Annotated in this window: 32 protein-coding genes and 4 tRNA genes; 7 read left to right on the forward strand and 29 right to left on the reverse strand. The window is 68.8% G+C overall.

Annotation, left to right across the window (positions count from 1 at the left end; translation table 11 throughout):
- Positions 1-31 precede the first annotated feature (31 nt).
- Positions 32-106 (reverse strand) — tRNA-Val (locus ACYQ1K_RS06960).
- A gap of 187 nt (positions 107-293) precedes the next feature.
- On the opposite strand from ACYQ1K_RS06960, the gene ACYQ1K_RS06965 reads away from it, so the two are divergent.
- Positions 294-749 (forward strand): SsgA family sporulation/cell division regulator, encoded by a 456-nt coding sequence (locus ACYQ1K_RS06965; protein WP_459982101.1) that lies wholly within the window; start codon positions 294-296, stop codon positions 747-749.
- Here ACYQ1K_RS06965 and ACYQ1K_RS06970 read toward each other — a convergent pair.
- Complete coding sequence (locus ACYQ1K_RS06970) at positions 743-1558, reverse strand: aminotransferase class IV (protein ID WP_459982102.1); 816 nt, start codon at positions 1556-1558, stop codon at positions 743-745. The two genes, ACYQ1K_RS06965 and ACYQ1K_RS06970, sit on opposite strands and share 7 nt — an antisense overlap.
- 162 nt (positions 1559-1720) lie before the next feature.
- On the opposite strand from ACYQ1K_RS06970, the gene ACYQ1K_RS06975 reads away from it, so the two are divergent.
- The 6 genes from ACYQ1K_RS06975 (at position 1721) to ACYQ1K_RS07000 (ending at position 2762) form a co-directional block, all read left to right on the forward strand.
- Positions 1721-1793, forward strand: a tRNA-Gly gene (locus ACYQ1K_RS06975).
- Between the two features lie 20 nt (positions 1794-1813).
- Positions 1814-1887, forward strand: a tRNA-Cys gene (locus ACYQ1K_RS06980).
- A gap of 22 nt (positions 1888-1909) precedes the next feature.
- A tRNA-Val gene (locus ACYQ1K_RS06985) sits at positions 1910-1984 on the forward strand.
- Between the two features lie 89 nt (positions 1985-2073).
- On the forward strand, positions 2074-2259 hold the full coding sequence (locus tag ACYQ1K_RS06990; RefSeq protein ID WP_459982103.1) for a hypothetical protein: 186 nt from the start codon (positions 2074-2076) through the stop codon (positions 2257-2259).
- A gap of 219 nt (positions 2260-2478) precedes the next feature.
- Positions 2479-2631 (forward strand): hypothetical protein, encoded by a 153-nt coding sequence (locus ACYQ1K_RS06995; protein ID WP_459982104.1) that lies wholly within the window; start codon positions 2479-2481, stop codon positions 2629-2631.
- On the forward strand, positions 2628-2762 hold the full coding sequence (locus ACYQ1K_RS07000) for a hypothetical protein (protein ID WP_459982105.1): 135 nt from the start codon (positions 2628-2630) through the stop codon (positions 2760-2762). The genes ACYQ1K_RS06995 and ACYQ1K_RS07000 overlap by 4 nt, the downstream gene beginning before the upstream one ends.
- On the opposite strand, the gene ACYQ1K_RS07005 is transcribed toward ACYQ1K_RS07000, so the two are convergent.
- The 27 genes from ACYQ1K_RS07005 to ACYQ1K_RS07135 form a co-directional block, all read right to left on the reverse strand.
- Entirely contained in the window at positions 2759-3445 is a 687-nt protein-coding gene (locus tag ACYQ1K_RS07005; protein ID WP_459982106.1) for a hypothetical protein, read from the reverse strand. The two genes, ACYQ1K_RS07000 and ACYQ1K_RS07005, sit on opposite strands and share 4 nt — an antisense overlap.
- The gene (locus tag ACYQ1K_RS07010) at positions 3445-6567 is read right to left on the reverse strand and encodes a hypothetical protein (protein ID WP_459982107.1); all 3123 of its coding nucleotides are present in this window, start codon (positions 6565-6567) and stop codon (positions 3445-3447) included. Before ACYQ1K_RS07010 ends, ACYQ1K_RS07005 begins: the two co-directional genes overlap by 1 nt.
- Positions 6567-7766, reverse strand: coding sequence for a lysozyme family protein (locus ACYQ1K_RS07015; RefSeq protein WP_459982108.1), 1200 nt, complete (start codon positions 7764-7766; stop codon positions 6567-6569). Before ACYQ1K_RS07015 ends, ACYQ1K_RS07010 begins: the two co-directional genes overlap by 1 nt.
- A gap of 126 nt (positions 7767-7892) precedes the next feature.
- Positions 7893-8195: a hypothetical protein gene (locus ACYQ1K_RS07020; RefSeq protein ID WP_459982109.1), complete on the reverse strand. Its 303-nt coding sequence runs from the start codon at positions 8193-8195 to the stop codon at positions 7893-7895.
- Positions 8192-8572 carry a hypothetical protein gene (locus tag ACYQ1K_RS07025; RefSeq protein WP_459982110.1) on the reverse strand — a complete coding sequence of 127 codons (381 nt, stop codon included), beginning with the start codon at positions 8570-8572 and terminating at the stop codon, positions 8192-8194. The genes ACYQ1K_RS07020 and ACYQ1K_RS07025 overlap by 4 nt, the downstream gene beginning before the upstream one ends.
- A 3-nt stretch (positions 8573-8575) precedes the next feature.
- Complete coding sequence (locus tag ACYQ1K_RS07030; protein WP_459982111.1) at positions 8576-8713, reverse strand: hypothetical protein; 138 nt, start codon at positions 8711-8713, stop codon at positions 8576-8578.
- Positions 8713-9150, reverse strand: coding sequence for a hypothetical protein (locus ACYQ1K_RS07035; RefSeq protein WP_459982112.1), 438 nt, complete (start codon positions 9148-9150; stop codon positions 8713-8715). The genes ACYQ1K_RS07030 and ACYQ1K_RS07035 overlap by 1 nt, the downstream gene beginning before the upstream one ends.
- A gap of 13 nt (positions 9151-9163) precedes the next feature.
- Positions 9164-9514 carry a hypothetical protein gene (locus ACYQ1K_RS07040; RefSeq protein WP_459982113.1) on the reverse strand — a complete coding sequence of 117 codons (351 nt, stop codon included), beginning with the start codon at positions 9512-9514 and terminating at the stop codon, positions 9164-9166.
- Positions 9511-9867 (reverse strand): hypothetical protein, encoded by a 357-nt coding sequence (locus ACYQ1K_RS07045; RefSeq protein ID WP_459982114.1) that lies wholly within the window; start codon positions 9865-9867, stop codon positions 9511-9513. The genes ACYQ1K_RS07040 and ACYQ1K_RS07045 overlap by 4 nt, the downstream gene beginning before the upstream one ends.
- A 13-nt stretch (positions 9868-9880) precedes the next feature.
- Positions 9881-11641: a hypothetical protein gene (locus ACYQ1K_RS07050; protein WP_459982115.1), complete on the reverse strand. Its 1761-nt coding sequence runs from the start codon at positions 11639-11641 to the stop codon at positions 9881-9883.
- Complete coding sequence (locus tag ACYQ1K_RS07055) at positions 11634-12644, reverse strand: phage portal protein (RefSeq protein ID WP_459982116.1); 1011 nt, start codon at positions 12642-12644, stop codon at positions 11634-11636. The genes ACYQ1K_RS07050 and ACYQ1K_RS07055 overlap by 8 nt, the downstream gene beginning before the upstream one ends.
- Positions 12645-12940: 296 nt before the next feature.
- Positions 12941-14782: an HNH endonuclease gene (locus tag ACYQ1K_RS07060; RefSeq protein WP_459982117.1), complete on the reverse strand. Its 1842-nt coding sequence runs from the start codon at positions 14780-14782 to the stop codon at positions 12941-12943.
- Entirely contained in the window at positions 14779-15036 is a 258-nt protein-coding gene (locus tag ACYQ1K_RS07065; RefSeq protein ID WP_459982118.1) for a hypothetical protein, read from the reverse strand. Before ACYQ1K_RS07065 ends, ACYQ1K_RS07060 begins: the two co-directional genes overlap by 4 nt.
- Positions 15036-15185, reverse strand: coding sequence for a hypothetical protein (locus ACYQ1K_RS07070; protein WP_459982119.1), 150 nt, complete (start codon positions 15183-15185; stop codon positions 15036-15038). The genes ACYQ1K_RS07065 and ACYQ1K_RS07070 overlap by 1 nt, the downstream gene beginning before the upstream one ends.
- On the reverse strand, positions 15182-15544 hold the full coding sequence (locus ACYQ1K_RS07075) for a hypothetical protein (RefSeq protein WP_459982120.1): 363 nt from the start codon (positions 15542-15544) through the stop codon (positions 15182-15184). The genes ACYQ1K_RS07070 and ACYQ1K_RS07075 overlap by 4 nt, the downstream gene beginning before the upstream one ends.
- Positions 15545-15786: 242 nt before the next feature.
- Positions 15787-15996, reverse strand: coding sequence for a helix-turn-helix domain-containing protein (locus ACYQ1K_RS07080; protein ID WP_459982121.1), 210 nt, complete (start codon positions 15994-15996; stop codon positions 15787-15789).
- A 225-nt stretch (positions 15997-16221) separates the two neighbouring features.
- Positions 16222-17448: a tyrosine-type recombinase/integrase gene (locus ACYQ1K_RS07085; protein WP_459982122.1), complete on the reverse strand. Its 1227-nt coding sequence runs from the start codon at positions 17446-17448 to the stop codon at positions 16222-16224.
- Positions 17449-17737: 289 nt separating this feature from the next.
- Complete coding sequence (locus ACYQ1K_RS07090; protein ID WP_459982123.1) at positions 17738-17947, reverse strand: helix-turn-helix transcriptional regulator; 210 nt, start codon at positions 17945-17947, stop codon at positions 17738-17740.
- A gap of 270 nt (positions 17948-18217) precedes the next feature.
- The gene (locus tag ACYQ1K_RS07095) at positions 18218-19567 is read right to left on the reverse strand and encodes a hypothetical protein (protein ID WP_459982124.1); all 1350 of its coding nucleotides are present in this window, start codon (positions 19565-19567) and stop codon (positions 18218-18220) included.
- Positions 19567-19866 (reverse strand): hypothetical protein, encoded by a 300-nt coding sequence (locus tag ACYQ1K_RS07100; protein ID WP_459982125.1) that lies wholly within the window; start codon positions 19864-19866, stop codon positions 19567-19569. Before ACYQ1K_RS07100 ends, ACYQ1K_RS07095 begins: the two co-directional genes overlap by 1 nt.
- Before the next feature lie 190 nt (positions 19867-20056).
- Entirely contained in the window at positions 20057-20734 is a 678-nt protein-coding gene (locus ACYQ1K_RS07105; RefSeq protein WP_459982126.1) for a hypothetical protein, read from the reverse strand.
- A gap of 14 nt (positions 20735-20748) precedes the next feature.
- Positions 20749-21201: a single-stranded DNA-binding protein gene (locus tag ACYQ1K_RS07110; RefSeq protein WP_459982127.1), complete on the reverse strand. Its 453-nt coding sequence runs from the start codon at positions 21199-21201 to the stop codon at positions 20749-20751.
- 81 nt (positions 21202-21282) lie between these two features.
- On the reverse strand, positions 21283-23010 hold the full coding sequence (locus tag ACYQ1K_RS07115; protein ID WP_459982128.1) for a type IV secretory system conjugative DNA transfer family protein: 1728 nt from the start codon (positions 23008-23010) through the stop codon (positions 21283-21285).
- Positions 23007-23657, reverse strand: a complete 651-nt coding sequence (locus tag ACYQ1K_RS07120) for a hypothetical protein (protein ID WP_459982129.1) — start codon at positions 23655-23657, stop codon at positions 23007-23009. Before ACYQ1K_RS07120 ends, ACYQ1K_RS07115 begins: the two co-directional genes overlap by 4 nt.
- Entirely contained in the window at positions 23654-24730 is a 1077-nt protein-coding gene (locus ACYQ1K_RS07125; protein ID WP_459982130.1) for an ArdC-like ssDNA-binding domain-containing protein, read from the reverse strand. The genes ACYQ1K_RS07120 and ACYQ1K_RS07125 overlap by 4 nt, the downstream gene beginning before the upstream one ends.
- The gene (locus ACYQ1K_RS07130) at positions 24730-26247 is read right to left on the reverse strand and encodes an ATP-binding protein (protein ID WP_459982131.1); all 1518 of its coding nucleotides are present in this window, start codon (positions 26245-26247) and stop codon (positions 24730-24732) included. The genes ACYQ1K_RS07125 and ACYQ1K_RS07130 overlap by 1 nt, the downstream gene beginning before the upstream one ends.
- Entirely contained in the window at positions 26244-26738 is a 495-nt protein-coding gene (locus tag ACYQ1K_RS07135; protein ID WP_459982132.1) for a hypothetical protein, read from the reverse strand. Before ACYQ1K_RS07135 ends, ACYQ1K_RS07130 begins: the two co-directional genes overlap by 4 nt.
- Positions 26739-26919: the final 181 nt, after the last annotated feature.

The raw sequence follows: 26919 nt of genomic DNA on the forward strand, positions 1-26919 counted from the left end.
CGCGTGTCCGCGGGTCAGGGGCCGTCTTTGATGGTGGGTGATACTGGGTTCGAACCAGTGACCTCTTCGGTGTGAACGAAGCGCGCTACCACTGCGCCAATCACCCATCGTGCGGTCATCGAGGTGACCGGTGATGCGGTCGGTAACACTAGCGCATGCCTCGCGCGGACTCACATTCGGGCGGGTGGGAGCGCGATCGCAAAGATCTTCGGCTAGTTGTCCACAGTTGCATCACGTTGCCTTCTCGCCTCCGTCTCGTTAGCAGTGTGAGACCAGTGGAGGGAAGACCGGCCATGACGCAGCATCCGATGCACCCGATCCGGGCGAGGAAGGGTGGGCTCAGCCAGAGCATCACGCTCTCCTGCACCGACCCGTGGGGCCGGACGGTGGCGGTGCCCACCACGCTCGGATTCCGGGTGGACGACCCCTACGCCGTGGCGCTGATGTTCCACTCGGCGTCCGCCGATGTCGAGTGGGTGGTCGCTCGTGATCTGCTGCTTGATGGGCTGGGAGCACCGTGCGGCGAAGGGGACGTGAAGGCGTATCCGAGCATCGGAGACGATGCCCACGCCGTGACGATCCTCGACTTCTGCTCCCCGGATGGTCGCCTCATCGCGCAGGCCGACTCGATGGTGCTGCAGAGGTTCTTGGCGGGCACCTTCGAGCTCGTGCCCGCCGGGTCTGAGAGCAGCTGTCTGGACATCGACGGCGTCATCGCCGCCCTCCTCGGGGCCGACCGGGATCAGTGACCCAGAAGCTCGGGTTCCCTCGTCCGCCAGACCTCCTGGACAGCCCGGGTCACCGGGCCATGCGGGAGGTCTCGGTCGTTCCAACGGGTGACGGCCTGCGCGTCGCGCGTGGTCGACGCCAAGAAGATCTCGCTGGCCTCCTCGAGCACCTCGATCGGCTCGTCGACCTCTCGGCCCCCGTGCCACTCGAGGATGAGGCCGCGCGTCACGCCAGCGAGACAGCCGCTCGCGAGTGAGGACGTTCGCAGCTCGCCGTCGATGACGTAGAAGACGTTCGTCCCCGTCCCCTCGCACAGCTGCCCCTGCGTGTTCGCGAAGACGGCCTCGGTGGCGCCTCGGCGGCGCGCCTCGGCGAGAGCCACGACGTTCTCGGCGTACGACGTCGTCTTGAGACCCGCCAACGCCCCGCGCTCGTTGCGCGGCCACGGCACCGTGATGACCGAGGTGTGGTCGGCCCATGGTTTCATCGCGTCGGCCGTCACAATGACCGTGGGGCTCGCATCGCCGCGACCCGATCCCATGGGGGCCGGCCCGCCCGTGATCGTGATGCGGATGCGGCCGAGGGGGAGTGGCTCAGCGAGCACCTCCTTGACCCCCTGGCGCAACGCCGCTTCATCCAGCGGCTCGAAGCCGAGACCGGCCGCGGAGCGGTGCAGCCGCTCGAGGTGTCGGTCGAGGGCGAAGGGCAGGCCGTCGACGACCTTGATCGCCTCGAACACTCCGTCGCCGACCGTGACGCCGTGGTCGTCGACCCGCAGGGCCGGGGTGGTCGGGTCGTCGAGCAGATGTCCGTCGAGCCAGGCGCGCATGGCGTTCACTCTAGTGAGGTGGGGCCAGTGGTGACGGTTGTGGCCGGTGGGACTGGCGAGCGCGGTTCGCGCCGTGGCCGACCCCGATTTGGCGGCCTGTGGGGGATCCGCTACTGTTCTCGACGTCGCCAGGACGGCCCGGGAGGGCCCAAACGGCAACAAGCGGACGTAGCTCAGTTGGTAGAGCGCAACCTTGCCAAGGTTGAGGTCGCGAGTTCGAGCCTCGTCGTCCGCTCTGAGGTGCACAGCCTCCGCGGTGGGTTGGCCGAGAGGCGAGGCAACGGACTGCAAATCCGTGTACACGGGTTCAAATCCCGTACCCACCTCCAACCCATCAACAACTCAAGACTTGGGCGATTGGCGCAGCGGTAGCGCGCTTCCTTGACACGGAAGAGGTCACTGGTTCAAACCCAGTATCGCCCACCATCGGCAACAGGCCCCTGACCAGCGGAAACGCTCGTCAGGGGCCTTCGTCTTTCGGGCCCGTGGACACCACGAGGGCGAAAGGGATCGCGATGAGCACACCGACTCACCACTACAGCGAGCGCTACCGGCTCCGCGCCGTCTGCGGCCAGGTCGCTGACGGGGTCAACCACACGAACGAGTCTGCGCCCATCCTGCGGGCCATGGTCGACCTGGGCCACTTCGAGGTCTGCTCGACGTGCCTTGCAACGCTCGACGAGCAAGCGCCGCACGACTGAGTTACGCCGTTCCGGAGACACCCGGGACGGTCCCAAGTAAAGATCGGCCCTGACAGGTGAGGCAACACCCGCCAGGGCCTCGGAATCGCCGGCTAAGGAGGCAACCCCGTGAATGAAGAGTGCACCACCACCGTCTCTGATACATCCCCAATCTGTCCTTCGTGGTGTGAAGGACACGAGACCGACCCGCTCGACGGCCTCACAACCCACTACGGGCAGATGTTCGGCGAGGTGAGCACGGTGCTGCTCGAGGAGGGCGGGATCGGTGCCTTCGCGCCCCCGCTCGACGATGCGCTCGACGTCGACGAGCTGCGCGAGCTCAGCGCCGACCTTGCCGCCGCGGCCGACTGGATCGCCGAGAGGACACGATGACCGAGGAGAGTCCCAAGCGGCGCACGCTGGCCGACCTCCCAGCACCTGACGCCAAGACCGTGCGCAAGCTGCTCGCGCTGCTGACGCCGCCAGTCAGGCCGACGGAGTCGACCGACGAGCCGAAGCGCTAGCGGGTGCCGCCCGCCGCCGCGCGCCGCCGCGCGGCGTTGCGGGAGCACACGCGGCACCGCCAGATCCCAGCAGGCGTGATGTAGCCGTGCTCTGCCCGGGCATGCCCGTATCGGCACTGATCGGCGTTGCCCTTCCCGCGGCGGACCGGCGTCTCGGGAGCGAACCACGCCTCGAGCGCCACCCTGCGGGCGGCCTTGACGCGCTGAATGAAGATCGCGTACGGCACGCCGCTCGCTGCGGCCGCGTTCTTGATCGTTCCGTGGATCGCCAGGGTGGCGATAGCCTCGTACTGCAGGTCGGTCAGTTGGCCCAGCACTTGGGGAAGCGCCAGCCTTTCGGCGAGGCCGTCTGTGAAGTCAGGGCGAGGGCCGACGATCGGCCGCCAGAACTTGCCGTGGTTCGGCGCCTCCTCGTCCTTGCTGATGCCGTGGTGCCGAAAGTACGCGTTGACCTCAGCGGTGATCGCCTTCTGAGCGGCGTTGACCAGGCTCCACCGCGTGGGCTTCTCGGTCGTGCTGTAGAGGAGCTCGACGATCGCGTGCCAGGCGCAGTCCCACCGGTCGCTGGCGTCGAGGACCGTCCACGTCCACTTGTACCCGTAGATGGCCTGCTGGGTGATGCTGTCGATCTCGGCCATGGTGTATCCGTGGGCAACGGTGGCGGTCTCGGCGACGATGCTCATCAGGCGGCTCCGATCTTCACGGCTTTGATGTAGGTGCTGCCACTGGCGACGAGGGTCTGGTTCGCGCCGTTGTCCTGGTAGGCCCACAGCCGGAGGTACTGGCCAGCGGAGCAGTAGAGTGTTCCGGAGACCGACACGACCAGCGCCGCCGTGGAAGAGCGGGGCACCAGCTGCTGGAGGCCGCCTGAGCCGTCCGCGGCTGGTGCCCCGACGACCGAGTCACCGACGTTGGTCGCCACGTCGATGAGGGCGCCGCAGCGGTTGGCCGTGGCCCCCCAGGCGTGGTTGACCGCGCCGGAGACGAGGTACCAACCCGGCTCGGCGATGAGGATCGAGGCGCTGTTGGCGTTGATGTTGCCGCCGTTGCCGAACACGCCCATGCCCGATAGCCGGGTCCACGCGCCGCTGGTCAGGGTGTTGTTGGCCTGGTGCGTGAGCGTGTCCCAGGGACGCCCGACGGGGGCGTTGGTCGGTACGGGGGTGACCTGCGGCGCGGCGACCGAGCTCGTCGGCGAGAAGGTGTAGTCGACCAGCCAGCCCTCGGGGGTGATGGTGTGCTGGATCGTCTCGATACGGACGATGCTGGCGACCAGGTAGCCGCCGGCGGCCACGTCGTAGTAGAAGACGCTGGCCGGCGTGCAAAGGTCGTTGAGCGCCGCGTGGCGGATGCCCTTGTCGTCGAGCACAGCGACGGTGATCGAGTTCGCCTGCCGGACCGGGGTGGCGTTGGCGGCGAGCACCGCCTGTGCGTAGGCCTGGATCGCTGCTGCGCTCTCGGTGGCGCCCTGCAGGGTGAAGGTCGCCGAGTACGGCCCGTTCTTGTCGACCGAGTTCTGGTCGACGTACGGGCCGTAGGGCACCTGCGTGGTCTCGCCCGTGGCGGCGTCGTACCGGTTCCAGTTGACATTGACGACGTTGATGCAGCTGCTCGTCGAGAACGAGGCGTCGATGTTGCTGTAGCTGTCCCCGTGGTCGGCCGCGGCGTCGGCAGGCACCGAGGAGTAGCGGGTGCGGTCGAAGGTCGTGTCGATGGTGTAGGCGTGGGTCTGAGTCGCCGCGCTGCCGGTGATGACCAGGCTGTACTGCGCGAAGTAGGCGCCCTGCGGCGCGTAGCCGGCCAGGGTGACGCCGTTGGGCTCGTTGGTGCTGGGCGAGGCCAGCGTGGACGTCGTCGCCAGGGTGATGCCGTCGATCGAGAGCCACCCGATCGTCACGGTGTAGGCACGGTTGGTGCCGGTGGTCGTCAGGCCGACGTTGAAGATGTAGGGCTGCCCCATCTCGACCGGGCACAGCCGCGTGAGCACGACATTGCCCGCCGCGGTGGTGGTGATCGTGCCGTTCTCGCCGTTGCCGGTGTAGGTGCCATTGGTGATGGTCGGGCTGAAGGTGGACTCGTCGGCCGAGAGCGGGCTCTTGGTCAGGTCCCAGGCCTGCAGGCGGCCCCGGCGGTCGACCCACGCGAGGGCGCCCAGGACGGTGTCGCGGCTGATCGCCAGCTGGTCGAGCACGGAGGCGTCGGCGTTCTTCGCGCACGCGGCCGCGCCGGCGGCGTAGGGCCAGGCGACGCCGTTGACCAGGTAGGGCACGTTGGTGGCGGGCAGGGCGTTCTTCGTGTGGCCGAGCAGGTAGTCATACCCGTCGGCGCTCTTGAAGTTCGCCAACGTCTGGGCGGCGTCGATGGCGTGCACCTCGATGCGGCGCTTGACCTCGCCGGTGTTCTTGTTCGGCACGTAGGTGGTCACCACGTTGTCGATCGAGCCGGTGTAGATCGGCTCCCAGACGCTGCCGACGAGCGCCATCACCCGCACGACGCGGCCCACCGCGAGCACGTCTTCGTCGGTGTCGGCCGGGTCGAGGGTCGGGTCGACGACGACGGCGGTCATCGTGGAGGCGTCGAGCGGGGCGCGGCTGATGTTGATCTCGTGAGAGCCGCTGAGGATGTTCTGGTAGGCGCGCGGCTCGACGAAGAGATAGGACGTGATCGTCTCGGTGGAGGTCGAGAGGTTGGCCGTGCCGGTCCAGGCGTGCGTCACGCCGGTCGTGTTGGTCGTCGCGCCGTCGAAGTAGGTGCTGGTCGCGAAGGTGCTGAGCGAGGTGGCCTCGAAGATGACGGCGTCGATGTAGTGCACCTCGCCGACCGCGACGCCGTCGATCGGGTTCGCATAGATCGTGGCGAAGGCCGCGCCCGGCGGTGCCGTTCCCCAGGAGCTCACCCGGGTCCAGGCGCTCGTCGAGTCGGTGGCCGAGCCGGTGATGCTGAAGCCGACGGGCGAGCCGCCCGCGTCGGTCCAGAGCAGGTTGCAGAAGATCAGGCGAGGGGTGGTGGCCGCGCGGGCGTAGAAGGCGGCGCCGTAGTCGACTCCGGGCGTGACTGGGAAGGTGCCGGCGGTCTGCGCCCAGACGTTGGAGGTTGCCGTGGCCGTGATGGACATCGATGCCGAGCCGACGTAGGCGACGGTCGTCGTGCGCGCGAGGGTGGCGTTGAGGCCGCTCCAGCCGGTGGTGTTGGTCTCGAACGAGGGGTTGGTCACCAGGTTGGTTCGGACCGTGCTGAAGGTGTTCGCCGAGTTGCGCGTCACCATCACGTTGCGCACGACGAACTGATCGTTGATCGAGGCGGCGCCGGACGTGCCGTTGTAGAGCCACACCATGAGCCGCACGTACTTGGTGGTGGCCGGGGCCTGGGCGGAGGTGGCGTAGAAGGTGCCGGCCGCCGTGCCGGTGCCGCTGTCGGTCGTCGAGCTCAACAACGTGCGGGTGGAGTCGTACCACTGGAAGCGGGCCTTGGTGTTGCGGCTCGTCGAGACGCCGAGCAGGTCGTAGCGGGCAGAGACCCACTCGCCGGCGTCGACGGGCATGAAGTAGGAGAGCAGGCCGCCCGCCCCGCTCACCGACGTCTGGACGTAGCGCAGCCCCAGCGAGCCGGAGCTGCCGCCGGTGCCGCCGACGTCGACCTGGCCGAAGGCGTTGGCGGCCGTCCAGCCCCAGGCCCCCAGGTCGCCGGACGGGTTCAGGCAGAGGTTCGACAGACCGCCAGACGTGGTCGGCGTGGTCTCGACCTCGAGGCGGATGCAGTCGGTCGGCAGGAACTGCTGGCGCGGGTTGAGTGGGTTGACCGGCATCAGAGCGCCCGCTTGCGACCGCCGGAGCGCTCGAACTCAGAGATGTGGCCCACCAGGGTTCGGCCGATCTCTGCCGAGGAGGAGCCGACCGGCGCGACGACGGTGATCTGGTAGGTGTTGCCGAAGCCACCGCGATTGAGCGGGATGACGGCCTCGGGGCCGGCCTCGCCGATGAGTGCGAGGGTGGGGCCGGTGACGATGCCGCCCTTGGCCAGGTGGGGAAGGCTGATGTGCGGCACGGGCGAGCCGGGCACGGCGGCGTTGATCTTATTCCCGGCGAAGTTGATCGCGCTCTCAGCCGCGTCGAGCAGGCGGTTGATCGACGACCTCACCGCATCGGTGACGGCGCTCCCCACGGCCCCGGCGAAACTGCCGATCTTGCCGCCGATGTTCTTGAGCCCGTCGATCAGGCCGGCCATGACGCGGCTGCCAGCGTCGCGGAACCGGCCGACCATGCCGATGATCCGGCCAGGCACTCCGCCGACGAACGAGACGACCTGGTTGAAGCCCGCCTTGACCTTGGACACCAGCGACCCGGAGAACGCGATCACGCGCTGGATCGCGCCGACATAAAGGCCGAAGTACAGCTTGATGCCGGCCCAGAGCAGGGAGGCCGCTGCCTTCACTGCTGTGAAGGCCTTCTCCACGATCGCCCGGAAGGTGTCGGACTTCTTGTAGGCGATCACGGCGGCCGCAGCGAGCGCGGCCACTGCCACGATGACGATGCCGATCGGGTTGGCGGTCATGGCTGCGTTGAGGGCCCACTGGGTCGCGGCCCACACCTTCGTCGCTGCGGCCACGGTCTTCTGTGCTGCCGCTGATGCGAGCGTCGCGGCCCGGTGCGCGGTCGTGACCGCGATGTCCTTGATCTTCTTGACGATCGCGGATTCGGTGACGACGTTGACCAGGTCGCCGGCGTCGGCGAAGGCCTGCATGGCGATGCCGCCTGTTGTCATGGCGGTGCCGAACTGGCCTCCGACGAGACCGCCGAGCCCGGACAGTGCGCCTGCAGCCTGGGCCCCCTTAGAAGCCACGTCGTCGGCGTGGCCGGCGGTGGACTCGAAGGCGGTGTCGATCTTCTCGCCGGCAGACTTGGCGGTCTGCCCGGCCTGTTCCATGGAGTCCTGGGCACGGGCCAGGCTCTGCCGCAGATCAGCGGTGTCTGCGAGGAAGGCGACCTTAACCGGCTTCGTAGCCATCGCCCTTACCCCCTGCCTTCTTGTAGAACACGAGTCGTTCGAGTCGGGTCAGGCGCCTGAACATCCGGTCGTCGAAGCCGGTGGTCAGGCACCACGTCGCGAGCGCGGTCGCCTCGCGAGCCGCGGCTAGGCGTCTTTTCCCGGGGCTGTATCGGGGTCGGTCGGGTCGAGCTCGATGGGCTGGTCGTGGAAGTAGGCGAGCGCGTCCCGTCCGCTGAGGGTCATCGCGGCGTTGAAGGCCTCGTCGTCCGGCTTGCCCGCTCGACGCTCGGCGACGAAGGCGAGCGCCCGGATGAACTGGAACGGCTCGGTCTCCGCCTCCTTGGCCAGGCTTCCGATGGGGACGCCGAAGCGCTGCCGGATGGCGATCTCATCGAAGCCGTTGAGGCTCTCGAACATCTCGTCCGCGGTCATGTCAGCGGTGCTCATGCCAGGCCGTGCCTCTCTACGATCTCGGCCCAGCCCTGCTCGAGCATCTCTGGGGCCTTGGTTTCCATGACGGCGTCGGTCCGCTCGACGAAGCGCGCGGGCCGGATGTTTCGTCGGGGCCAGCCCCACTGGATCGGGGCGGCGTAGGCGGTGCGAGCCTTGCCGATCGTCACGATCGCCTTGCCCTTGGCGCGGTTCGGTCGAGCCGATGCGCGTAACGCGCCGGAGCGCTTGGGGATGAACGGCTCCATCACCCGTGCGGCCTCGGCCGCGATCGGCCCCATGACGTCCTTGAGCTCCTCCACGTCGACGCCGGCCTTCTCCATCGCGCGGGTGATCTCCCGCAGCCCGGTGATGTAGACACCCGCCTTGGCCATGGCTCAGTCCTCGACCGGCTGCACGTCGTGGTCGCCGTCGAGCTCGAGCACATAGCGCCCGCCGACGACGCGGACGGTCTCGCCGTTCGGCGTGGTGACCAGCGCCGGATCGGGGATCTCGATGATGTCGCCGGCGGCCATCAGTACGTGCCGCTCGTGACCTTGGTCGGCTTGGCGGTGAAGGTCCACTCGAGGTCCATCGTCATGCGGGCCGTGGTCGAGGCGTCCGCGTCGCCGCCGAGCAGCGTGCCGTCAGGCTCGGTGATCACGACGTTGCCGCTGAAGCCTGGGTTGCTCGCGGAGAACGTCGTGCCGCCGTAGGGGTTGATCGAGACCGCGACGGTCGAGCCGGCGCTGTTGAAGACCTGCGACCAGATCGAGGTGGAGTCGGCCGGGTCCTGGGTGGCCGTGAACTTCAGCGTGTACTGGCGTGCGCCGCCGGACGCGGCCGAGGCGAACGACGTGAAGTCGGAGTCCGCGGCTGCGCTCTCGATCGAGCACTTGGAGATGTCGGTGTAGAACTCGGTCGCGCCGATCTTGATCTTCAGCGACCTCGTGCCCAGAGGGGTGCTGCTCATTGGGTCGTTCCTTTCAGGCGGCTCGCTGGCCCTCGACGACGACGCCGTTGGTCACGGCGCCGCCGGCGAGCACCAGCTCAGACGGGGTGAGGCTGGAGACGAACAGGACGGGGTCGAGAGCCGCGGCCAGCTCGTTGAGGTGGCCGTCCAGCCAGGCCTCCGCCGTGGCGAGGTCCTGCGAGAGCGCCACCCAGACCTGCCAGGTGTTGACGAAGCCGAAGCCGTTGGCCGCACGGTTCGCCACGGTCAACCGGACGCACGCGTCACCTGGGTTGAGTGACAGCCGGTACTGCGGCGTGCAGGTCACGCCGGCGACCGTCGAGGCGGCGTCGGCGATGGCCTGTCGATCGGCGAGGAGGCTCATCCGATGCACTCCGACCGCTTGCGGTACGGCGCCTCGAGCCGCCGTACCTCGGGGTCACTGCTCCCGATGTAGGCCGTGACCACTCCCGCATCCGAGACCGTGGGCTGGACTCCGAGCGGGAGCGGACGTACCGCGAGGTTGCGCGCGACACGTCGACACGCCGCCTCGAGCAAGGCGTAGGTGTACTCGTGAATGCGCAGCCGGTTCAGCTGATCCTGAATCTCGGCGTACAGCACGGCCTCGAGCTCGGCGTCGGTCAGCGTGCCTTGGCTCATCCCGACCGAAGCCAGGTAGGCCTGCACGTCGGCGACCTCCGGCGCACCCTCTGGTATCGCGATGGACTCGAAGACCATGACTGTGCTCCGATCAGTCGGCCGTGGTCATGTCGTAGGCGGTCACGTCGCTGTTGCGGGTGATGCCGGTGGCGGCGTAGCCCCAGATGCCGAGCACGACGCTGGAGACCTGGTACTCGAAGTCGAGCCGGCGCGGCGCGGAGGCCCAGGCGTAGACCGATCGCGGCGCGAACCAGTAGGACCGCTGAGCGGCGGCGGTGGCGATGTTGCTGTTGTTCGCGTTCGCGAGCGCCCACGCCGGCGTGATGGTCTTCGAGCCGACCTGGACCGACTCGTAGGAGGCGCGCAGGCTGCCGTCGGAGTTGGTCGGACCGAGAATTGGGAGGAGCGGCCGGTTCTGGCTGTCCTTGGCCGCGACAAGCGCGCCGTACAGCGTGGGCTCACCAGCGAAGGCGGTGAACTGGTCACCGCCGGCGACGAACTGCTTGGCAGCGAAGTCCTGCTTGAGCTTGTTGACCAGCGCGTAGTCGGACGTCGCGGTACCGGCCTGCAGGTCGGTCTCGTTGCCGACCGCGGCGAGCGCAGCCTGGATGTCCTTCTCGATCGCGGCGTAGAAGCCCTGCAGCATCTCGTTCCAGATGAGCTGGTCGACCTGCGGGTTGCCGCCCTGGTCGACGATCTCGCGGTTGAGCGTGACCCGTCCGCTCTTGCCGGCCGGGTTGATCGTCTGCGAGGTCGTCGAGAACGAGCCGTCGGTGGGCTCGGTGCCCTGGGTGTGGGTGCCGACGACGCCGGAGGAGGCGGAGAACTTCGGGATGATGAATGAGGTGATGTTGTCCAGCGGGCCCGTGGTCACCAGGTTCCACAGTGGCCGGCTGAAGTACAGGTTGGGCACGTACAGCTCGGGTCGGGTCGGCGTCGGGTTGAGCGTGGAGACGTTGCTCGTGCTGATGTTGGCGAACTGCGCGGCGCCCTTAACGGCCTCGAAGTTCGCGGCGACGCCGTTGCTCGCAGCCATCGCTGCGCGGTCGACCTCCTCGAAGGCCTCCTCGCCGAACTTCTCCAGACGGACCGCGGCGTCGTGGTCGCCATAGTGGCGGGCCTTGAGGTCGTCGAGCAGACTGAACTGCGCACGGCGCCCGTCGAAGCGGTACGGCAGCGGCTCGGCAACCTTGACGGTGCCCCCGGCGGCGGCCGGGACGACCTCGCGACCTCCGGGGGCTGCGAACGCGGCGAAGCCTTCGGAGATGGCCGTCTTCACAGCTTCGGTGACGGCCGAGAAGTCAGGAGCCTCGGGCGTCTTGTGGTTCTGCTCGTCGCCCATGCTGGGCTCCTTTCGTGAGTCCGCGGCGGACGCCGCGACGCTGGTGATCTGCGCGCCGGTGAAGGCGGGCTTGGGGACGACGGCGGCGCCGGTGAGCGTCGTCGCGGTGGCGCGGTGCACGCCTTCGTCGTCGGCCTCGAAGTCGCCCTCGACCTCGGCCGAGAAGGACTTGAGGATCTTGTCCTCAGCGAGCGTTAGGACCCGATCACCCTCGGGCGTGCGGGCGACCTTGAACTTCGCCATCACGCCCTTCGGTGTCGTGCTCAGGTCGGTCGCGATACCGACCTGCGCGGCCAGCGAGGCACCGTCGTGCCCGTAGTTGAGGACGACGTCACCGGGCTCGGGCAGCGTGATGGTGCCCTCGGCGAACGAGTAGCGGGCGCTGGCGCCGGTGTTCGGGTCGCGGGCCGGCCGGGAGACCTCGCCGAATGGCAGCAGGACGCCGGTCAGTGTGCGCGACTCACGGTCGACGGCGAACGTCGCGGCCTCGAAGGTGAAGAGCTCAGGCACTGGCGGCCTCCGGGTTCGGGGTCATCTGGGCGGGCGTGAGAGGGGCCTTGCCCTCCGCGTCGCGGACCTCGTCCTTGTCGGCGTAGGCGCCGACGGCGAGGCCGGTCTGGTAGGACTGGAAGCGGGTCAGGTCATCGCTGCGTAGGAAGTCCGAGAGGTTGGTCTTCGCGGTGTAGCCGCGCGGTGTCACGTCGCCCATCGACAGGCGCTCCTCGACGGCGACCATGTAGCCGCGCAAGGTGTCTTGGATCCGGGCCTGCTTGCGGTCGAAGGCGTTGAAGTAGGTCCGGCTGGTCGTCGAGACGCCGAGGTCCTCGGCGTCGACGCCGGCCGCACGGGCGATCTCCAGGACCGCGTGCTGACGAGCGTCGGCCATCTGCAACTGCTCGGGATTCCAGCCGGCGGTGTTGTACGTCAGCGACGCCGGTACGTAGCCGGTCGAACGTGTCTGCCGCGCTGTCTGCCAGGCGTCGAGGATTTCGACGACCACGTTGTCGTCCTCGGGGTCGACGCCGTCAGACGGCGTGAAGTAGTCAAGTGGCGGGGCGCCTTCCGAGTAGCGGCGGGCAGCGTCGTCGAGCATCAGGGCGGTGCGGATTGCGCGGGCGCCGGCGACCAGCAGTGGCTCGTTGGGAGACTCGAAGTGGATGAGCTCGCTGTCGGGCACCCACTCGATCACCTGGCCGTAGGTGCCGGCCTTCGTGACGAAGACGCGCCTGTCCTCGCGGATCGTGATGCAGGTCGGATCTACCCGCTGCACCTCGACGGGGTAGCCGTTCCAGCCGAACTTCGTGATGCGCCACCAGGCGTGCTTGTCGAAGAGCAGGTCGGCGTAGAGCTCGGCCATCGTGACCGACCGCGGACGGCCAGCCTCGGGCTGCTCGAGCAGGGCGGTCATCACGGTGCCTGGCGCGACCTTGACCTTGTCCGGGCCTGTCAGGTCGATCGGCAGCGTCGACAGTGTGGTTGCGATCAGCTCGCGGGCACGCTTGACGGCAGGCACCTGAAGCGCTGACCGGCGGTCGATCCGCGGCGCGAGCGCGACGGCCGATGAGTACGACGGAAGCCCGAAGAATGAGGCCGGTACCGAGGACTCGTCGACCGAGAAGACTGGTGACCCCGCGGTCCCCCGACCGCTGGAAGCAGGGGACCGCGGGGCGCTCGACGCCCCCGCGCCAACCCCAGGCACAACGGGGCCGCCTGCAAGAAACCGACCCCAGAAGCCCACTCGTCAATCGTCAGCGCTTGCGGCGGTCCCGCACCATAAGCGAACGCACGCACGCTTAGCGTGCATCGCGATCAGGAAGCCGTTGGAAGCAGGATCCGCGCCCGCTTCGTGCGAGCCGAACGCGCGGCGACGACGGCCCACGCGGTGGCCTTGATGGCGTCGTGAGCGCCGATCGACACCACGCGCAGGCCCGTCGGGGTCGCCTTCGTTCGAGTCGCTGTCATCTGTGCTGTTAGGTGCGGGCTGCCGTCATGGCACAGCGTGCCCTCCTCGAGCCAACGAATCACGTCTGAGACGCAGGCACCGAGTGAGGCTGACGACGGCTTCACGCGCAGGCCGCGGAGCGCTGGGTCATCCGCGAGCGAGGCGCCGACGACGACCTGTGCCCGACACCGCCACGCCTTGGCCGCGACCGCAGCTTCGGCGAGGTCGGGATGCCTCGAGGCCGACACCAGCGTGCGGCCATCCTCGAGCTTCCACGCGGCGACGACGGCTGCACCTGCTCCGGGCCACGACTCGATCGCGACACCAGCCGGTGCGTGCCCTGGTGGCTGTGCCTCCAGGGCCTGCCAGTCCTTCGGTGTGGCCAAAGGCGTTCCGGGTGCTTCTCGGGCCGCGATCATCGGCCAGACGTTGAGGTACTGAGCCATGAAGCCGCGCATCGGGTCGGGGTCGTCGAATTCGAGGTCCTCCTCGCCGGCCAGGGCTGCGGCGTACTTCGAACGCATCAGGTCGCGACGAGCTGACGACCAGTGTGCCGACGCTGCCCGCCACACCTCCTCGTCGCCCGGGTCTGAGCCAGGCCGCGCGCCCCACAGCAGTAGCAGCGTGTTCGGGTCGTCCTGGCGCAGCGCGGCGACCAGCCGCCGGCGCATCAGCGAGGTCGCCTTCACGTGCGCGGTGCTCGTCAGGTGCAGCTGCGGGCTGATCCGCTCGAGCGTCGCCGGCTCTAGCCCCTCGGAGATCGCCTGCGGGTCGACGCCCCAGGACTCGTCGGCCTGGGCGTAGCCCGGGCTGTAGCTGTAGACGGCGTCCTCGGCTCGCAACAGCCACCGGTCGTCGGTCGGCGACGACACCTCCTCGTCGCCGTTGCCGCGGCGTACGCCCCAGCCGAGATCCTGTCGCCCCATCGCCCACTGCCACGCCGGCCTGATGATCTCGCGGCCGGCCTTGAGGTCCTTGCTCGTGAGCAGCACCTCTTGCGGCTCGCCGAACGTGTCGCTGTGCGCAATCCGCCATAGCGCTGCGACGCGCAATCGCACCGACTTGCCGATCCGGCGCGACCCTGACTCGACCAGCTGGCGCCAGACCAGCACGCCGTCGGCGTCGTGCTCGAGCTGGCGAATGATCGCGAGCCGCTGCCACCACCGCAGCTGGATCCCGAGCTCCCGCTCGGCCCACTCGACGGCCGCCGGCCCGTAGGACCCCACCGCGCGCTCGTGCGGCGGCGTCATGGCGAGCGGCAGGGACGCTTCTTCCGGAACCGGCAGGAGGCCGTCGCACCACGGCAGGCTAGCGATGGTCTCAGCGGGGTCGGGCAGGGCGTCGATGAGCCGCAGCAGGTCCTCCGACGACTCCGGGGAGAGAGACGGCAGGTTCGGAGGTTGCGCGGGGGTCTGGGCCAGGGAAGAACCGGCGAGCTCAGCGAGTACTTCAGCTCGTCCCGCGGCCTTCGCCTTCGCGATGACCGCGGCCTGGCCGGTCCCGTCCGAGCATGCGCGGTGCTCGGGCCGCCAGTTGCTCGGCACTAGCGCCAGCTCCGGGTGCGTAGCACGCGACTTGATGTGGCCGACCACCCAACGGTCGCTCGGGTGCACCACCTTCCCGCACCGCCCGCAGGGGCTGGGCAGCGTGAGCCGGATGGCAGCGCGGGCCTTGCGTACGTGGTTGCCCTGCCACACCTCGCCGGTCATCCGGCCTGCCGCTCGTGCTGCTCGCTGCGCGCAGCCAGTGTCAGGCGAGCGGTTGAGGATCCCTGCTCGAGGAGCCCAGCCTTCACGGCCTGGCGTACGGCGCGGCACACCTCCGAGACGCGCGTAGTCCGCTGCGGGTCGATGGCATCGTGTAGCTCAGCGCGAGCCAGGTCGTGCCCGTCGTGGTCGACGGCGTACAGCACGGCTCGGATCCAGAGTGGCAATCGAGGGTTGGCGTAGTGATCGCCGAACATCACGCCTCGTCCTCGTCGTCGAGCGGCTTGAGCTCACCGGATCGGATGGCCGCGACGATGCCGGCGTCGAGTCGGGCGAGCAGCAGTTGCTCGATGTTGTCGAGCTCGTCATCCGAGGACCCGCCGATCCGTGGAACCTGGCCGCTCATCGGTAGTCCTCCGGCGCCCAGCCCATGAGGCGGAGCTCCTCCTGGGCGCGGAGGCGGTAGGCTTCCCGCTGGCGCTTGCGCTTCTCAGCGTCGCGAGCCGCAGCCGCGTCGCGGAGCTTTTGCCGTCGTTGCTCGCCTTCGGACGGTTGGGCCGGTGGCCACGCGTGGTTGGCGATCTCGATGAGCCGCGCCTCGACCGCCGCCCAGCACATGTCGCGGGAGACGTCGTCGAGCTGGGCGTTCTTCAGCGTCGCGAGCACCACGTTCCAGGCCTGCGTGGCTCGGGCCTTCTGCGATGGCGAGGCGGCCAGGCGCTCATTCCATCGGCGGTTCCACTCCGGATCGCCAGGGCGTTGCACCTCGGGCGGCTGTGCCGATTGTGACGGATTTGACGGGTTTGAGGCTGTCGGTGCTCCCTCCTTAGGATCCATCCCTTCTTGCGCGTGAGCGTGTGTGTACATACGCGTGAGAAAGGATGGATCACTGGGGGACACCCCAGGCGAGGGCACGACACCAGCACTCGCGACAGAAACATTGGGGTTGACCTGCGAAGACGCCTGTGACGGATCGGTGTAGGAACCCGTCACGGGACCTTCGCCGCTCACGCGGTGTCACCCGCCTTGGCCGACGGGATCGGTCGGAGAAGTGCGTCGACGTCCTCCTGGGCTATCCGGACGGTTCGACTGCCACGAATGCGGCTAGCTGGTAGCACACCCCGGGCGACGTACGTCCGGATCGTGCGAGTGGTTACGCCGAGGTAGTCAGCGGCATCCTGCTGGCTGAGCCAGCGGGTTCGGGTAGGGCTTTGCATCGACGGCTCCGCGGAGATCGCATCCAGCGGCGCGGCTCCGTGACACAGCCAACCCGGCCGGCCGTCACGTGATGCACCATCCGTTTGCCTCCAGAGCCTGTAACCGCCGCCCTCTCGAGCGGCCGCCCTCCGAATCGGGTCCGGGTCAAACCCTACGGAGCATGGGTACAAATGTACCCCGGCGTCGGTGTCGCAACTTTCCGCGACACGCCGCGCCGCTCCCAATCAGGGGCGGTCGGCCTCGGCCAGCGCCGAGAGTCGGGCGGCGAGATCCTTCATGCGATCCTGCGCCGCGTGCTGGTACCGCAGAGCAGCGCCAGGCGTCGAGTGACCGGCCAGGGCCATGAGCTCCGCGATAGTCGCGCCGACGACGGCTGCGTTCGTGAGACCGGTGTGCCGCAGCGCGTGGAAGTTGAGGTCGGGCCTGCCTGCGAGACGACGGGCCTCGAAGTATCCGTGCCCCTTCCGTCTGATACTCCCGTCCGGGTTCAGGGTCGACTCGCGGCCGTAGAAGCCGCTCGACGACAGGTGGCCGCCCTCGGCGTTGGGAAAGAGCAACCCGTCGCGACCGGGAGCTGCGTGCGCCAGGAGGTGGGCACGGACGTCGTCGAGCAGGTGTGGCGGGATCGGCACGTCGCGCTCGCCGGCGTCGGTCTTGGGCGACTTCACCTTGCGCACGTTGTGGGCGTTGCCCGCCTCGTCAGTGACCTTCACCCGCACGACACCGCGACGGACATGGATGACGCCGTTCTTGGTGTCGACGTCGCTGCGCCGCAGCTCGGCGAGCTCGCCGAAACGCAGTGCGCACCAGGCGGCGAGGGCGATCATCAGGCGCCGGCGCTCCGGCATGGCTGCCGTGATCGTGGCGAGCTCCTCGAGCGTGGCCGGCTTGATCTTCTTCGCGCGCTTGGTGGATCCGCCACCCCGCACCTTGGCCGGGTTCGCGGTCTTGATGAGGCCGCGGTCGACCGCAGTGCCGAGGATCGTGCGGAGAAGCGCGTAGGCGTGGGCCTGCGTCGTCGGGCGGCCGACGGCGACCAGCTCGTACCAGTGATCGACCTGTTCGGGCGTGATGCCGGCCAGGGGGAGTGGGCCGAAGGTCGGAAGTACGAAGCGGTCGAGCAGGTCACGGTAGTGGTCGCGGGTCCGGTCGGCGAGCGGGCGACCCTTGACCTTGCGCCCTGCCATCCAGGCCTCGGCGTACTCGCCGAACGTGAGCACCGCGGCCTTGCGTGCTGCCATGCGCGCGGTGGGTGGTGCCCAGCCCTCGGGGTCGTCCTCGATTGAGCGCACCTCGCGGGCGAGCCAGAGCCTGGCCGCCTGGACGTCCTCGAAGGTGATCGGAGCGGAATAGCGCCGCCCGTCGGGGCCGGTGAATCGGACGCGATAGCGCCCCGATTTCAGCGGCTCGATCGTCCCGCTCTTGGGCCGTCCGGTCGCCGGTCTAGCCATGAGGTGCCGCCTAATGTCGTGGACTGAACGTGGACAGAACATAGGGTATTCGATTCCGTTGTCTTCCGCGCCGATCCACGCTAATGTGCTCCGTATTCGCAGGTCACAGACCCGTTTGCGCTGATAGATCCAGTAACTACTGGCTCGCGGGTGGTCTGGTTCAAACCCAGTATCGCCCACCATCGGAAAACAGCCTCTGACCTGCGAAAACACAGGTCAGAGGCTGTTCTGATTCACCGGCCGTGTCGAATACGTGTCGAAATGATTTGGCCGCTCGAGTCGCGACGGTTCAGTCGCCGGGCCTGGCCGACGGGATTCGTCGACCGGCCGACTGGAGTTCGTCGAGGCGCACGCGGATGGTGCGCGGACCGAATCGATAGGCAGGAAGCGTGCCCGCGGCGATCCGGCGACGAATTGTCTTCTGAGACTGTCCGACGATGTCGGCTGCCTCCGCCAGGCTGAGGTAGACAGGTGCATCGATCGTGCGGTGGGCCGACATGCGGATCTCCTTGGCGTTCGAGGACATGGTTGTGAACTAGGTGGACAGGCGCCGCCAGATGACCCCGGTCAACTCGGCACGGACCACACCAGGCTCAGGCCCACACGTGCGACGACGTCCGCAGCGGCAGCCTGCGATCGGTCCCACTGGGCGGGGCGGGTCGGAAGCAGGTTGGTGGATACAGGCGACCGGTTCGCACTCGTCGAGCGCGACGGGGACGAATGCGAGAACCTGAGCCCTCGGGCACGCCCTTAGACGAATGAGGGCGCGTCACATCGACACGTAGGGTCCCGCTGCTCGGGTCGGAGGATGGTGGATCAGAGCGGCTTGCAGATCAGCGCGACTGCGCGCCGCCTCGGCGGACGGCGCGGCCTCCTCGGTTCCGCCGCGAAGACGGTCCTGGCCGATGGCCCGTAACCGGGTCCGTGTATCGGCAGTGACCGGGCGGTAGCCCTGCTGGAGGGGCCGGACGAGCTTGGTGGTGTCGTCGTCGATCTGCGGCAGGGCGACTCGTTCGAAGAAGTGCCCGCGGGTGAGGGCGTGGTCGAGGATGTCGGCGACCCTGTTGTCGACGCGGTCGAAGAGGGTGACGAAGCCGGCGAGCAGTCGGGGCTCGACGCGATGTCCGGTCGGGATAGGGCGCAGGCGGCTGACAGCGTTGGCGCCTTCGGCGGCGGCGAGGCCGCCTCGGCCGACGACTCCGTTGATGCCGCGGAGTGCGCGCTGCAGGAGGGTGTAGGTGTGTTCTCGTTCCTGCCATTGTTGAGCCAGGGCGGGGTCGACGGGTCCGGCGTGCGTGACCAGTCCGGCTGAGAGGAGTCGTTGGGAGTCGACGACGAGGCGGAGGTTCAGCGCTGACGGCGGGGTGCGTAGCCGGACGGTGAGGTTGTGTTCGGCTTGCAGGACGCCGAGCAGGCCGGGCTTGCCGGGGCCCTTGATCGTCTTGACCGGGGGTCGCCAGCCTTGCTGGTCGACGGAGAAGTCGGGTGCGCCGAGGTTGGCGTCGAGCGCGCACGCGAGGGCGGCCCAACCCAGGGTGCCGATGTTGCGTAGGGGTTCCCAGTCGGGGATGTTGTCGTAGCGGTTGTCGAGCACGATGAGGGCTTGGGTGATGGTGGCGATGTCGCCGGTCACGGCCAGGGCCTGCCCGAGGCTGAGGGAGCGCTGACCGCGACCGATTCTGGTGATGTCGTGTTCGGCAAGCGCCGCGGCTCGGGCGAGGTGACGCCAGGACTCGACCATGTCGACCTGGTTTGGGGTGGTGAGCTCGTCGAGAGTCGGGAGCCGCGCTGTGGAGGCCTCCGTGGTGGCCTTGAGCGCGTGCTTGAGGGAGTACAGGGGCCCGAGGTCGCGTTCGGCGGCGGCGATGAACGGGTTGGCCGGCAGGTGGGCGAGGTTGCTGACCACGCACGGGTCGATGGCGTGGGCGGTCTGGGTGCACCAGGCGAGGACGGCTTGGCGGTAGATCCGGATGCTGCGGCCGATCTCGGCGCGTTCGGCGGGCGTGGTGGTCGCGGTGACGGTGTATGTTCCGCGACCGCCGATGCGCTGCTGGACCCGGTGCTGCCGCAAGAGCTCGGCGAATCCCTCGCGCAGCCGGCCAACTGTCTCGCCGTACATCACAAGCGGCCCAAAGACTCCGCGCCATCGGTGGCGCGGGCATCGGCGAGCATCACGAGCAGCAGCTCGACCTCAAGACGGTCGACCCCGTGATCGGGGAGCTCCTCGACCGCGGACATCGCCACCGCGTACAGGACGTCCGGGTCCTCGGTCAGCCCGTCGACTTCAAGCGCTGGCGCCAGGTCGGCATGGAGGTGGTCAAGGCCGATGAGGACGTGCTCGTAGGCCGAGGATCCTTCGATCGTGCGGGCGTGATCGGCCAGCGCCGCGATCGTGGACCGAGCTTGGACAAGGGTCACTGCGTGTGACAACAACAGGGGCTCGTGCGGCGTGGGCGTGTGGGGCGGTTGGTTCAGTTCGTTGTGCATGGGGCTGCTTCCCATCGGAGAAGAGGCCTCGAGGCTGCTGGTGGTTGCGGCTGACCGGCATCTCGAGGTGGCTGGGCTGTGGACAACGCGGCGTCTGCGTGATCGGACGGGCGAGGTTGGATCAGTTGCCGTGCGCGGCGCCGTCGGATTCGGCCTGCCGGAGCTGGGTGGCGACGAGGTCCGCAGTTCGTCGTCGCCGGAAGAGGTCTTGTTGGACGAAGACCTCGAAGTCGGCGGCCCGGTCGCGGATCTCGACCTCGCCTCGCGCGGTTGCCTGCGGGTCGCTGATCGAGGCGGCGTCGGCTTCTGTGCCGGTGGTCTCTCCGGGCCAGGGTGTTTGGCGGGTGGGTCGGTCGCGGTCGAGGCGGGTGCCGCAGGCCGCGACCCAATCGCGAAGTCGGTGCCGGGCCTCGGCGAAGTCGCGGAGCCAGCCGATCGGCGCAGACGGTGAGGTGTCGGGGTGATAGCTGTTGAGAAAATGCGTGTGCAGAGCGCTGAGCTCCCAGATGAGCTCGTCGTGGCGGTGCCAGTAAGGCGGCACGATCGCTGGGGGGAGTCCGAAGGTGGTCTTGAGCCAGGTCACCCACCGGTCCAGGTCGCGCCACTCGACCTCGGCCTCCTCGGCGTCGAGGAGGTTCCAGTTGACAGGGCGGCTGATCCCGTCGGTGGAGTCGAGGATGTCGGCGTACCCCTCTTCATCCGCGCCGACGTAGCCGCTCTCGTCCTGCCCGGCCCTTTCCCACTCGTCGTCGGCAGCGCTCGCGTCGGAAACGCGCGCAGTGTCGTCGTCGTGGTCCATCGGTCGCGCCCGGATCAGAGGCGGGCGGCTGGACTCGGAGTCGGCGTAGCCGTTGGTATGGGGGCCGTTGCTGTGGGGGCTGCGGGTGTCGGAGCCTCCTCGATTGCTGTTTGGCGGCGGTGGACCTGGTAGCTGGTCTTGTGGGTGTCGTGGCCGATCTTGCGGGCGACGAATTCCTCCTTGATGAGGCTGCTGCCGGTTCGTTCGACTTCGTATTCGTGGATGTAGCCGCTGGCGATGAAAGAGTCGCCGGGGCGGAACCGGTCGTAGGCCTTCTCGGCGGCGGTGTTGAACATGACCAGGTCGTGGTAGCTGGGGTCGAGCTTGGTGAAGGTGCCGTCGGCCTCTTTGCGATAGTGCTCGACGCCGACGCGGGTGTACATGCGCGCGTGGCCGGTCTCGGTGAAGTGCAGCTCGGGTGCTGAGGCGATGAACCCGGCCAGGCTCATCTGGGTGGGGATCGACATGTCCGTGCTCCTGACTCCGGATGGGGTGCGGCCCCGGGGAGGGTTGCCGCTCTCGTCAGTCAGGTGCGCAGCGCGTTCCGGTCAGCTCGAGTCGCCAAACTGCTGCTTGCGGCTGGTCCAGGGGCGTAGGTCGGTGACGATTGGAGGTGCGGAGCGGAGGAGGACGAGTCCGGTGCCGAACGGCAGGGTGCGGATCCGGTCGGGCGGCAGGATCGCCGTGCGGCGGATGGAGCGCTGCAGGCTCCGAGAGCCGTAGTCGCCGGTGGAGATGGTGTCGGTGGTCTCGTCGCGTTCCCCGATCAGGATCGAGAGCTCTTGGAGGTCCTTGGAGGCCGAGGCGCCGCCGAGGATGACCTTGACGATGGCGGCATCCCAGATCGCACTGGCGGCATGCTCACCCCACCGGTTCCGGGCTTGGGACAGCGATTGCAGGACGGGCATGGTGGTGATGCCGGTACCGCCGCCTTCGGCCATCAGCGTGGGCAGGCAGGGCAGGGGGGAGAGGTTGCCGATCTCGTCGAGCGCGAGCAGCAGCGGCGGGTCCAAACGGGCGCCGGGTGAGGCGGCGGCGAGACGGCGTGCGGTCTCGGCGAGGTCTTCGATGAGCGCGGCGACCAGGGACCAGGACGCGCCGGCACCGGCGCCGGTGGCGAGCAGGTAGAGCGTGCCGTTGCGGGTGAGGAACTGCTCTGGGTCGAGCTCCTCACCAGGTGCTGGGCTGACCGCGTCGAGCACGTGTGGGTCGGCCAGGCAGGACAGGGCTTGGGAGACCCCCATCCAGATGGAGTCCCGCGTCCTCGGATCGGCGTCGATCATCGACCCCAGCGACTGATCCCAGCCGGTCGCGGCAGCGGGATGACCGGAGAGGATGCCGACGGCGTCGGTGGCGGCCGCGGGGGAGAGCGACCACTCGAACAGAGTTCGCGTCGACAGGTGTTCGAGGGCTGCGGCATGCAGCAGGGCCTGGAGCGCGGCGCGGGTTTTGCCTTCCCAGAAGCTGCCGGACTCGACCCCGCCACTGGACAGCCCGGTGGCGGAGGCGAGGCCGGCGGCGCGGACCATCGCCGTCAGCGGGATCTCGCAGCCGCGGATCGGAGACCAGCGCAGCCCGAACGGGAGGTCCCCGGCGAGGCGTTGCGGGTCGAAGACCGCGACCGGGCCGTGCTGTTGACGAGCGGTGATGGTGGCGGCGATGTTGTCGGGCCGGGTCGAGGTGGTGACCACCGGGCCGGGTGCGTCGAGGATCGCGTTGATCACCAGATGCAGGCCCTTGCCCGAGCGGGGTGGACCGAGGACCAGGATCGAGTCTTCGACCGAGGCCCAGATCTGTTGTCCGCGTGAGCGGCCGAGGAGGTAGCCGATCTGGTGCGCGCGCGGGTGGGAGAGGGAGGGGCGCAGGGTGCGGCCGCGCGCCACCAAGGCCTGTTTGGAGGCGACGAGTCGGACGTCGCGGCTGGATGCGGCACCGGCGATCCGATGCGGGTCTATCGACGCGTGGTGCCTGGAACCGGCGACCAGGCGCCACCCCGCCCAGGTGGCGCTGGCAAGGGCGGCGAGGACGACGGCGACCACGGCCCAGTAGGCGGCCGAGGAGAGGCCGGGGGCGTTCAGTGCGCCGGCCGGGTCGCTGGGTGAGGTCAGCACGCGGAGGCCGGAGCTGATGCCTGCTGTCGGCGGCGTGCTGCCGGTGAGGATGGCGGCGAAGGATCCCGCGATCCGTAAGGTCAGCGCGATCGCGAATATGGCACCAGCGCCGCCGAGGCCGGCGTTGACGAGCGGGTCGTTGACCGCACGTCCGTGGGGATTCATGACGGCTCGTCGACGTCCCCGTCGACGTCCGTGCCCCGGGCCGTGCCCCGGGCCGTGTCGAGGGCGGTGTCGAGGGCGGTGTCGGCGGGTCGGTTGCGGGATGGATCGACGGGTGAGTCGTTTGCCGCAGCGACGAGGGTGACTCGGTGCGAGCTGGTGCCGACCATCAGCACCGTGCCGTGCTCGAAGGCCAGGAGGGCGGGCGGCAGACGAAGCACGGTGCGCCCATCGGTGTCGGCGATCTTGTGGGCGAGGACGTAGGCGAGTGCCACGTCTTCGCCCGGCTGGAAGCCAGCTCCGCTGATGGCGCCCACGCCGAGTGCGAGCGAGCCCTCGACAGGTACCGACCGCGTCGCTGGTTCGGCACTCGGTGACCCAACACTCGGTGACCGGGCACTCGAGGATTGGTCAACGGGTGGGGTCGCGGTTGGCACGCTGATGTCCTGATAGGTGCTGCCGTCGGCCTCGTGCACCACGACCCGGACCGCGGTCTGCATCCCGGTGGTGATCTGGTCGATGAGGTCGGCCAGGTCGCCGCGGTCTTGCCGCTTCCCCGTTGTGTACTTCTGGCCGTCGACGGTCGCCGTGAGTGCGCCGGCGGCATCGATGATGACGTCGACGGTGGGGAGGACGACGGGGATTCTCATCGGCCCAGCACGACTGCGTCATGTCGAGCGGCAGCACTGATCGGTGGGGCGTAGCGGTTGGCGGGAGCGTCGCGGTCGAGCCCGGGCGGGTCACCGTCGCCGAGCTGGGTGGTGTCGAGCGTGGCCAAGATCCCGAGCGCGGTGGCGCAGACCCGCTCGGCGGTGGCTTGGACGACCTCGACCGGCGACTTGCCCGGCACGCTGGTGGCCCAGGACGAGACGTAGGGCACCGTGTAGGAGCTGGTGTCGAGGCCGTGCGCCGCCGCGACCATCAGCGCTACGGACTCGGCCTCAACCTCCGCGACCCCGCGATGCAACCCCGCGTCGACAGTCAGGTCGGCGGCCAACTCGATCCCTGCGGGTGCGTGGAGGACGACGTGCCCCAGCTCGTGGGCCAGCGTCTTGACTTGGGCGGTCTCGTCCATGTCCATCCGGACCGAGACCTCACGGGTGCCGAAGTCGGTCAGCCCGTTGGCACCACCGATCACCCGCGCGGTCGAGACCAGACGAAGCTCGTAACCGTGGCCGGTGATCTGGTCGGCCAACCCGTCCCACAATCCCTCGGGTGCCTGCCCCTGCAGCAGCGTCGGGCGAGGCGGCTCCGGGATCGGGTCACCCTGGGTTTGGGAGACGTCCCAGACATAGGCCGGGCGCTGACCCACCATCCGCGACAGGGCCACCTCGCCTCGGCCAGGTTTCTCGCCGCGAGCCAGGCGCCGCCACGAGCCCGGATCACTCGGCGTAGTAGTGGCGAAGCGTGCGGTGACCGGGGCGAAGATGCCGTAGCCGTGCTGACCCTTGATCACGGCTCGGCCCAAGGTCAGCCACTGCTTGAACCCGGCCACGTAGGTTGGTGTCGGCTCCGGCACCCGGCCCTGTTGGTAGGCGGCCGCGTGCTGTGCGTAGATCAGCATCGAGTTGTTGAACGAGCGCGAGCGGAACTGGGCCGCGAACGTCATCGCCCGTTTCCAGTCCTCCCCGGTGACCAGCCCGGCCACGGCAGTGGTGAGCTCTTGATGCAGGGCCTCGAGCTTGGCCTCGCGCGCGGCGCGTGCGCGGGTATCGACCGTCATCACTGCTCACCCCGAGTCGCGAACCCATTGAGATTTGTCGACATTCGGGCGGTCGTGTCGAAGAGGGCGAGCTCAGCGGGATGCAGCTGATGTTGCGTGACGAAGGACCTGTTCTTGATCCGCCACAGCCCTTGCCCGGTGCCGAGCGTCGGGATCAGGGACTGTTCGGTCCGGGTCAGGCCGAGGGCGGCGGCGGTGGCGCCGAGCTGGTCGGATTCTTGCCGGTAGACGATCCGGGTCTCGGCGTTGGCCAGCAGCGAGGAGGCCAGCGCCCGCATGGCCGAGCCGTGGTCGCCGACGTTGTCGAGGTCGGTGAGCTTGTGGAAGATCAGCATGTTCGCGATCCCGTAGTGACGGGCCAGGCGCCAGTGCGCATCCATCCGCCGCAACAGCGCGGGATGCGACATGAGCCGCCAGGCCTCGTCATAGATCACCCACCGCTGACCCCCGGCCGGGTCCATCAGGGCGGCTTCCATCCAGGCCGAGGCACACGTCATCAGCACCGACATCAAGGTGGCGTTCTCGGTGACTCGGGACAGGTCGAGGGAGATCATCGGCAGCGTCGGGTCGAACCGGACGGTGGAGGGGCCATCGAAGAGCCCGGCAAGGTCGCCGGCGACGAGCCGCCGCAGGGCGTGGGCGACCAGTCGTCCGTCCTCGGTCAGCCGGCCGTCGTGGTCATCGGAGCGGTCGGGGGCGAGGAGGCGGTCGACCACCATCGGCAGTACCGGGACCTCACACGAGCGGACCGTCCGGTCGAGGGCGAGGTCGACCGCGGTGTGCTCCAGCGGGGTCAGTCGTCGGTCGAGGACGGTCTCGGCGAGGGCGCCGATGAGGTCGCGGCGCCGGCTGGTGACCTGACTGTCCCACGCCGCGTCGTCGAGACCGGCCGGCCGGTGGCCTTCATCGAGCGGGTTGAGCCGGGTCGACATGCCGTGCCCCAGGGCGATGGCTTTGCCGCCGACTGCTTCGGCGACCGGGGTGTGCTCGCCCTTGGGGTCACCGGGCACGTACACGCGCCGTCCGAACGGGATGGAGCGGGTGTAGAGGCTCTTGGCCAGCGAGGACTTGCCCGAGCCGATGATCCCGGCCAGCACGACGTTGGGGGCGGTGATCAGGCCGCGGGCGTAGAGAACCCAGGGGTCGTAGACGAACGAGCTGCCCGAGTACAGATCCTGGCCGACGAAGACACCCTTGCTACCGAGTCCGCCTTCGGCGAGGAACGGGTAGGTGCCGGCCAGGGTCGCGGAGGTGTCTTGGTGGCGGGGGAGCCGGAACCGACCCGGGGTGCGCAGCGCCGCTGACCCGCGCTCCCCGGCACGGGGGAGCAGAACGGTGTCGCGGCGTTCCGCGGCGAGCTCGGCGGCCTCCAGCTTCGCGGCTGCCTGCCGTGCGTCTCGCGCGGTTGTGATGACGGCTCGGGCGGCGTCCCTGCGTCGGCGGCGGTCGCTGCGCCGCTCTCGCCGCGGTGAGACCAGGACTGCGGCGTGCACGCGACCGTCGCGCCACCCCGTCACAACGACACCCCCGGCCCAGACAACGGCTCAGACACCGAGTCAGACAAGCGCCTGCCCGTTCCCGCGAGGTTGGCGGACGCCGCGTTCCTCCTCGGGTCATAGGCGATGGTCGCCTCGATCTCGTGCGCTCGGGCAACGCCGTCGGTGACCTGCTGGAGCATCTCGGCGGAACGATGCAGCTCCCACGACACCTGGTAGGACGCCGCACGGCCAGCCCGATGATCGTCGCCAACGAGTGCCCATCGGCTTCTCGGCCCGTCGTGGAACTCACCCAGTTGATGCAGTGCCTGGGCCAGAGACGCCAAGCCCGAGGTCACCGCTCCCAGGATCGAGTAGATATCGGTTGGGTCATTGATCGCGCGTGTCGCATGTGCAAACGCGCGGAGTGCCTCGCGGGCCTCGTCGGCGTTGTCGGCGGGCTTGGAATAGGTTGGCATCGTTCCCCCTCGAGATTCAGGTTCGTCATCGAGGAGGTGCACGCGCTGCGCCACCAATGCGTGGTGTCGCCGTGTCGCCGGGGACGGCCCGTCAAGCGACCTATGGTTGGACGGTGGCCGATCTGACCGAGCCTTGCCCGAACTGCGACACGCTCATGCGCTGGGAGACCTCCCACGAGCGCTGCGACGGATGCGGATACATCCGGCCATGCTGCGAAGGCGCCGCCTGCACGTA

The sequence above is a fragment of the Nocardioides sp. AN3 genome (genome assembly GCF_054653495.1).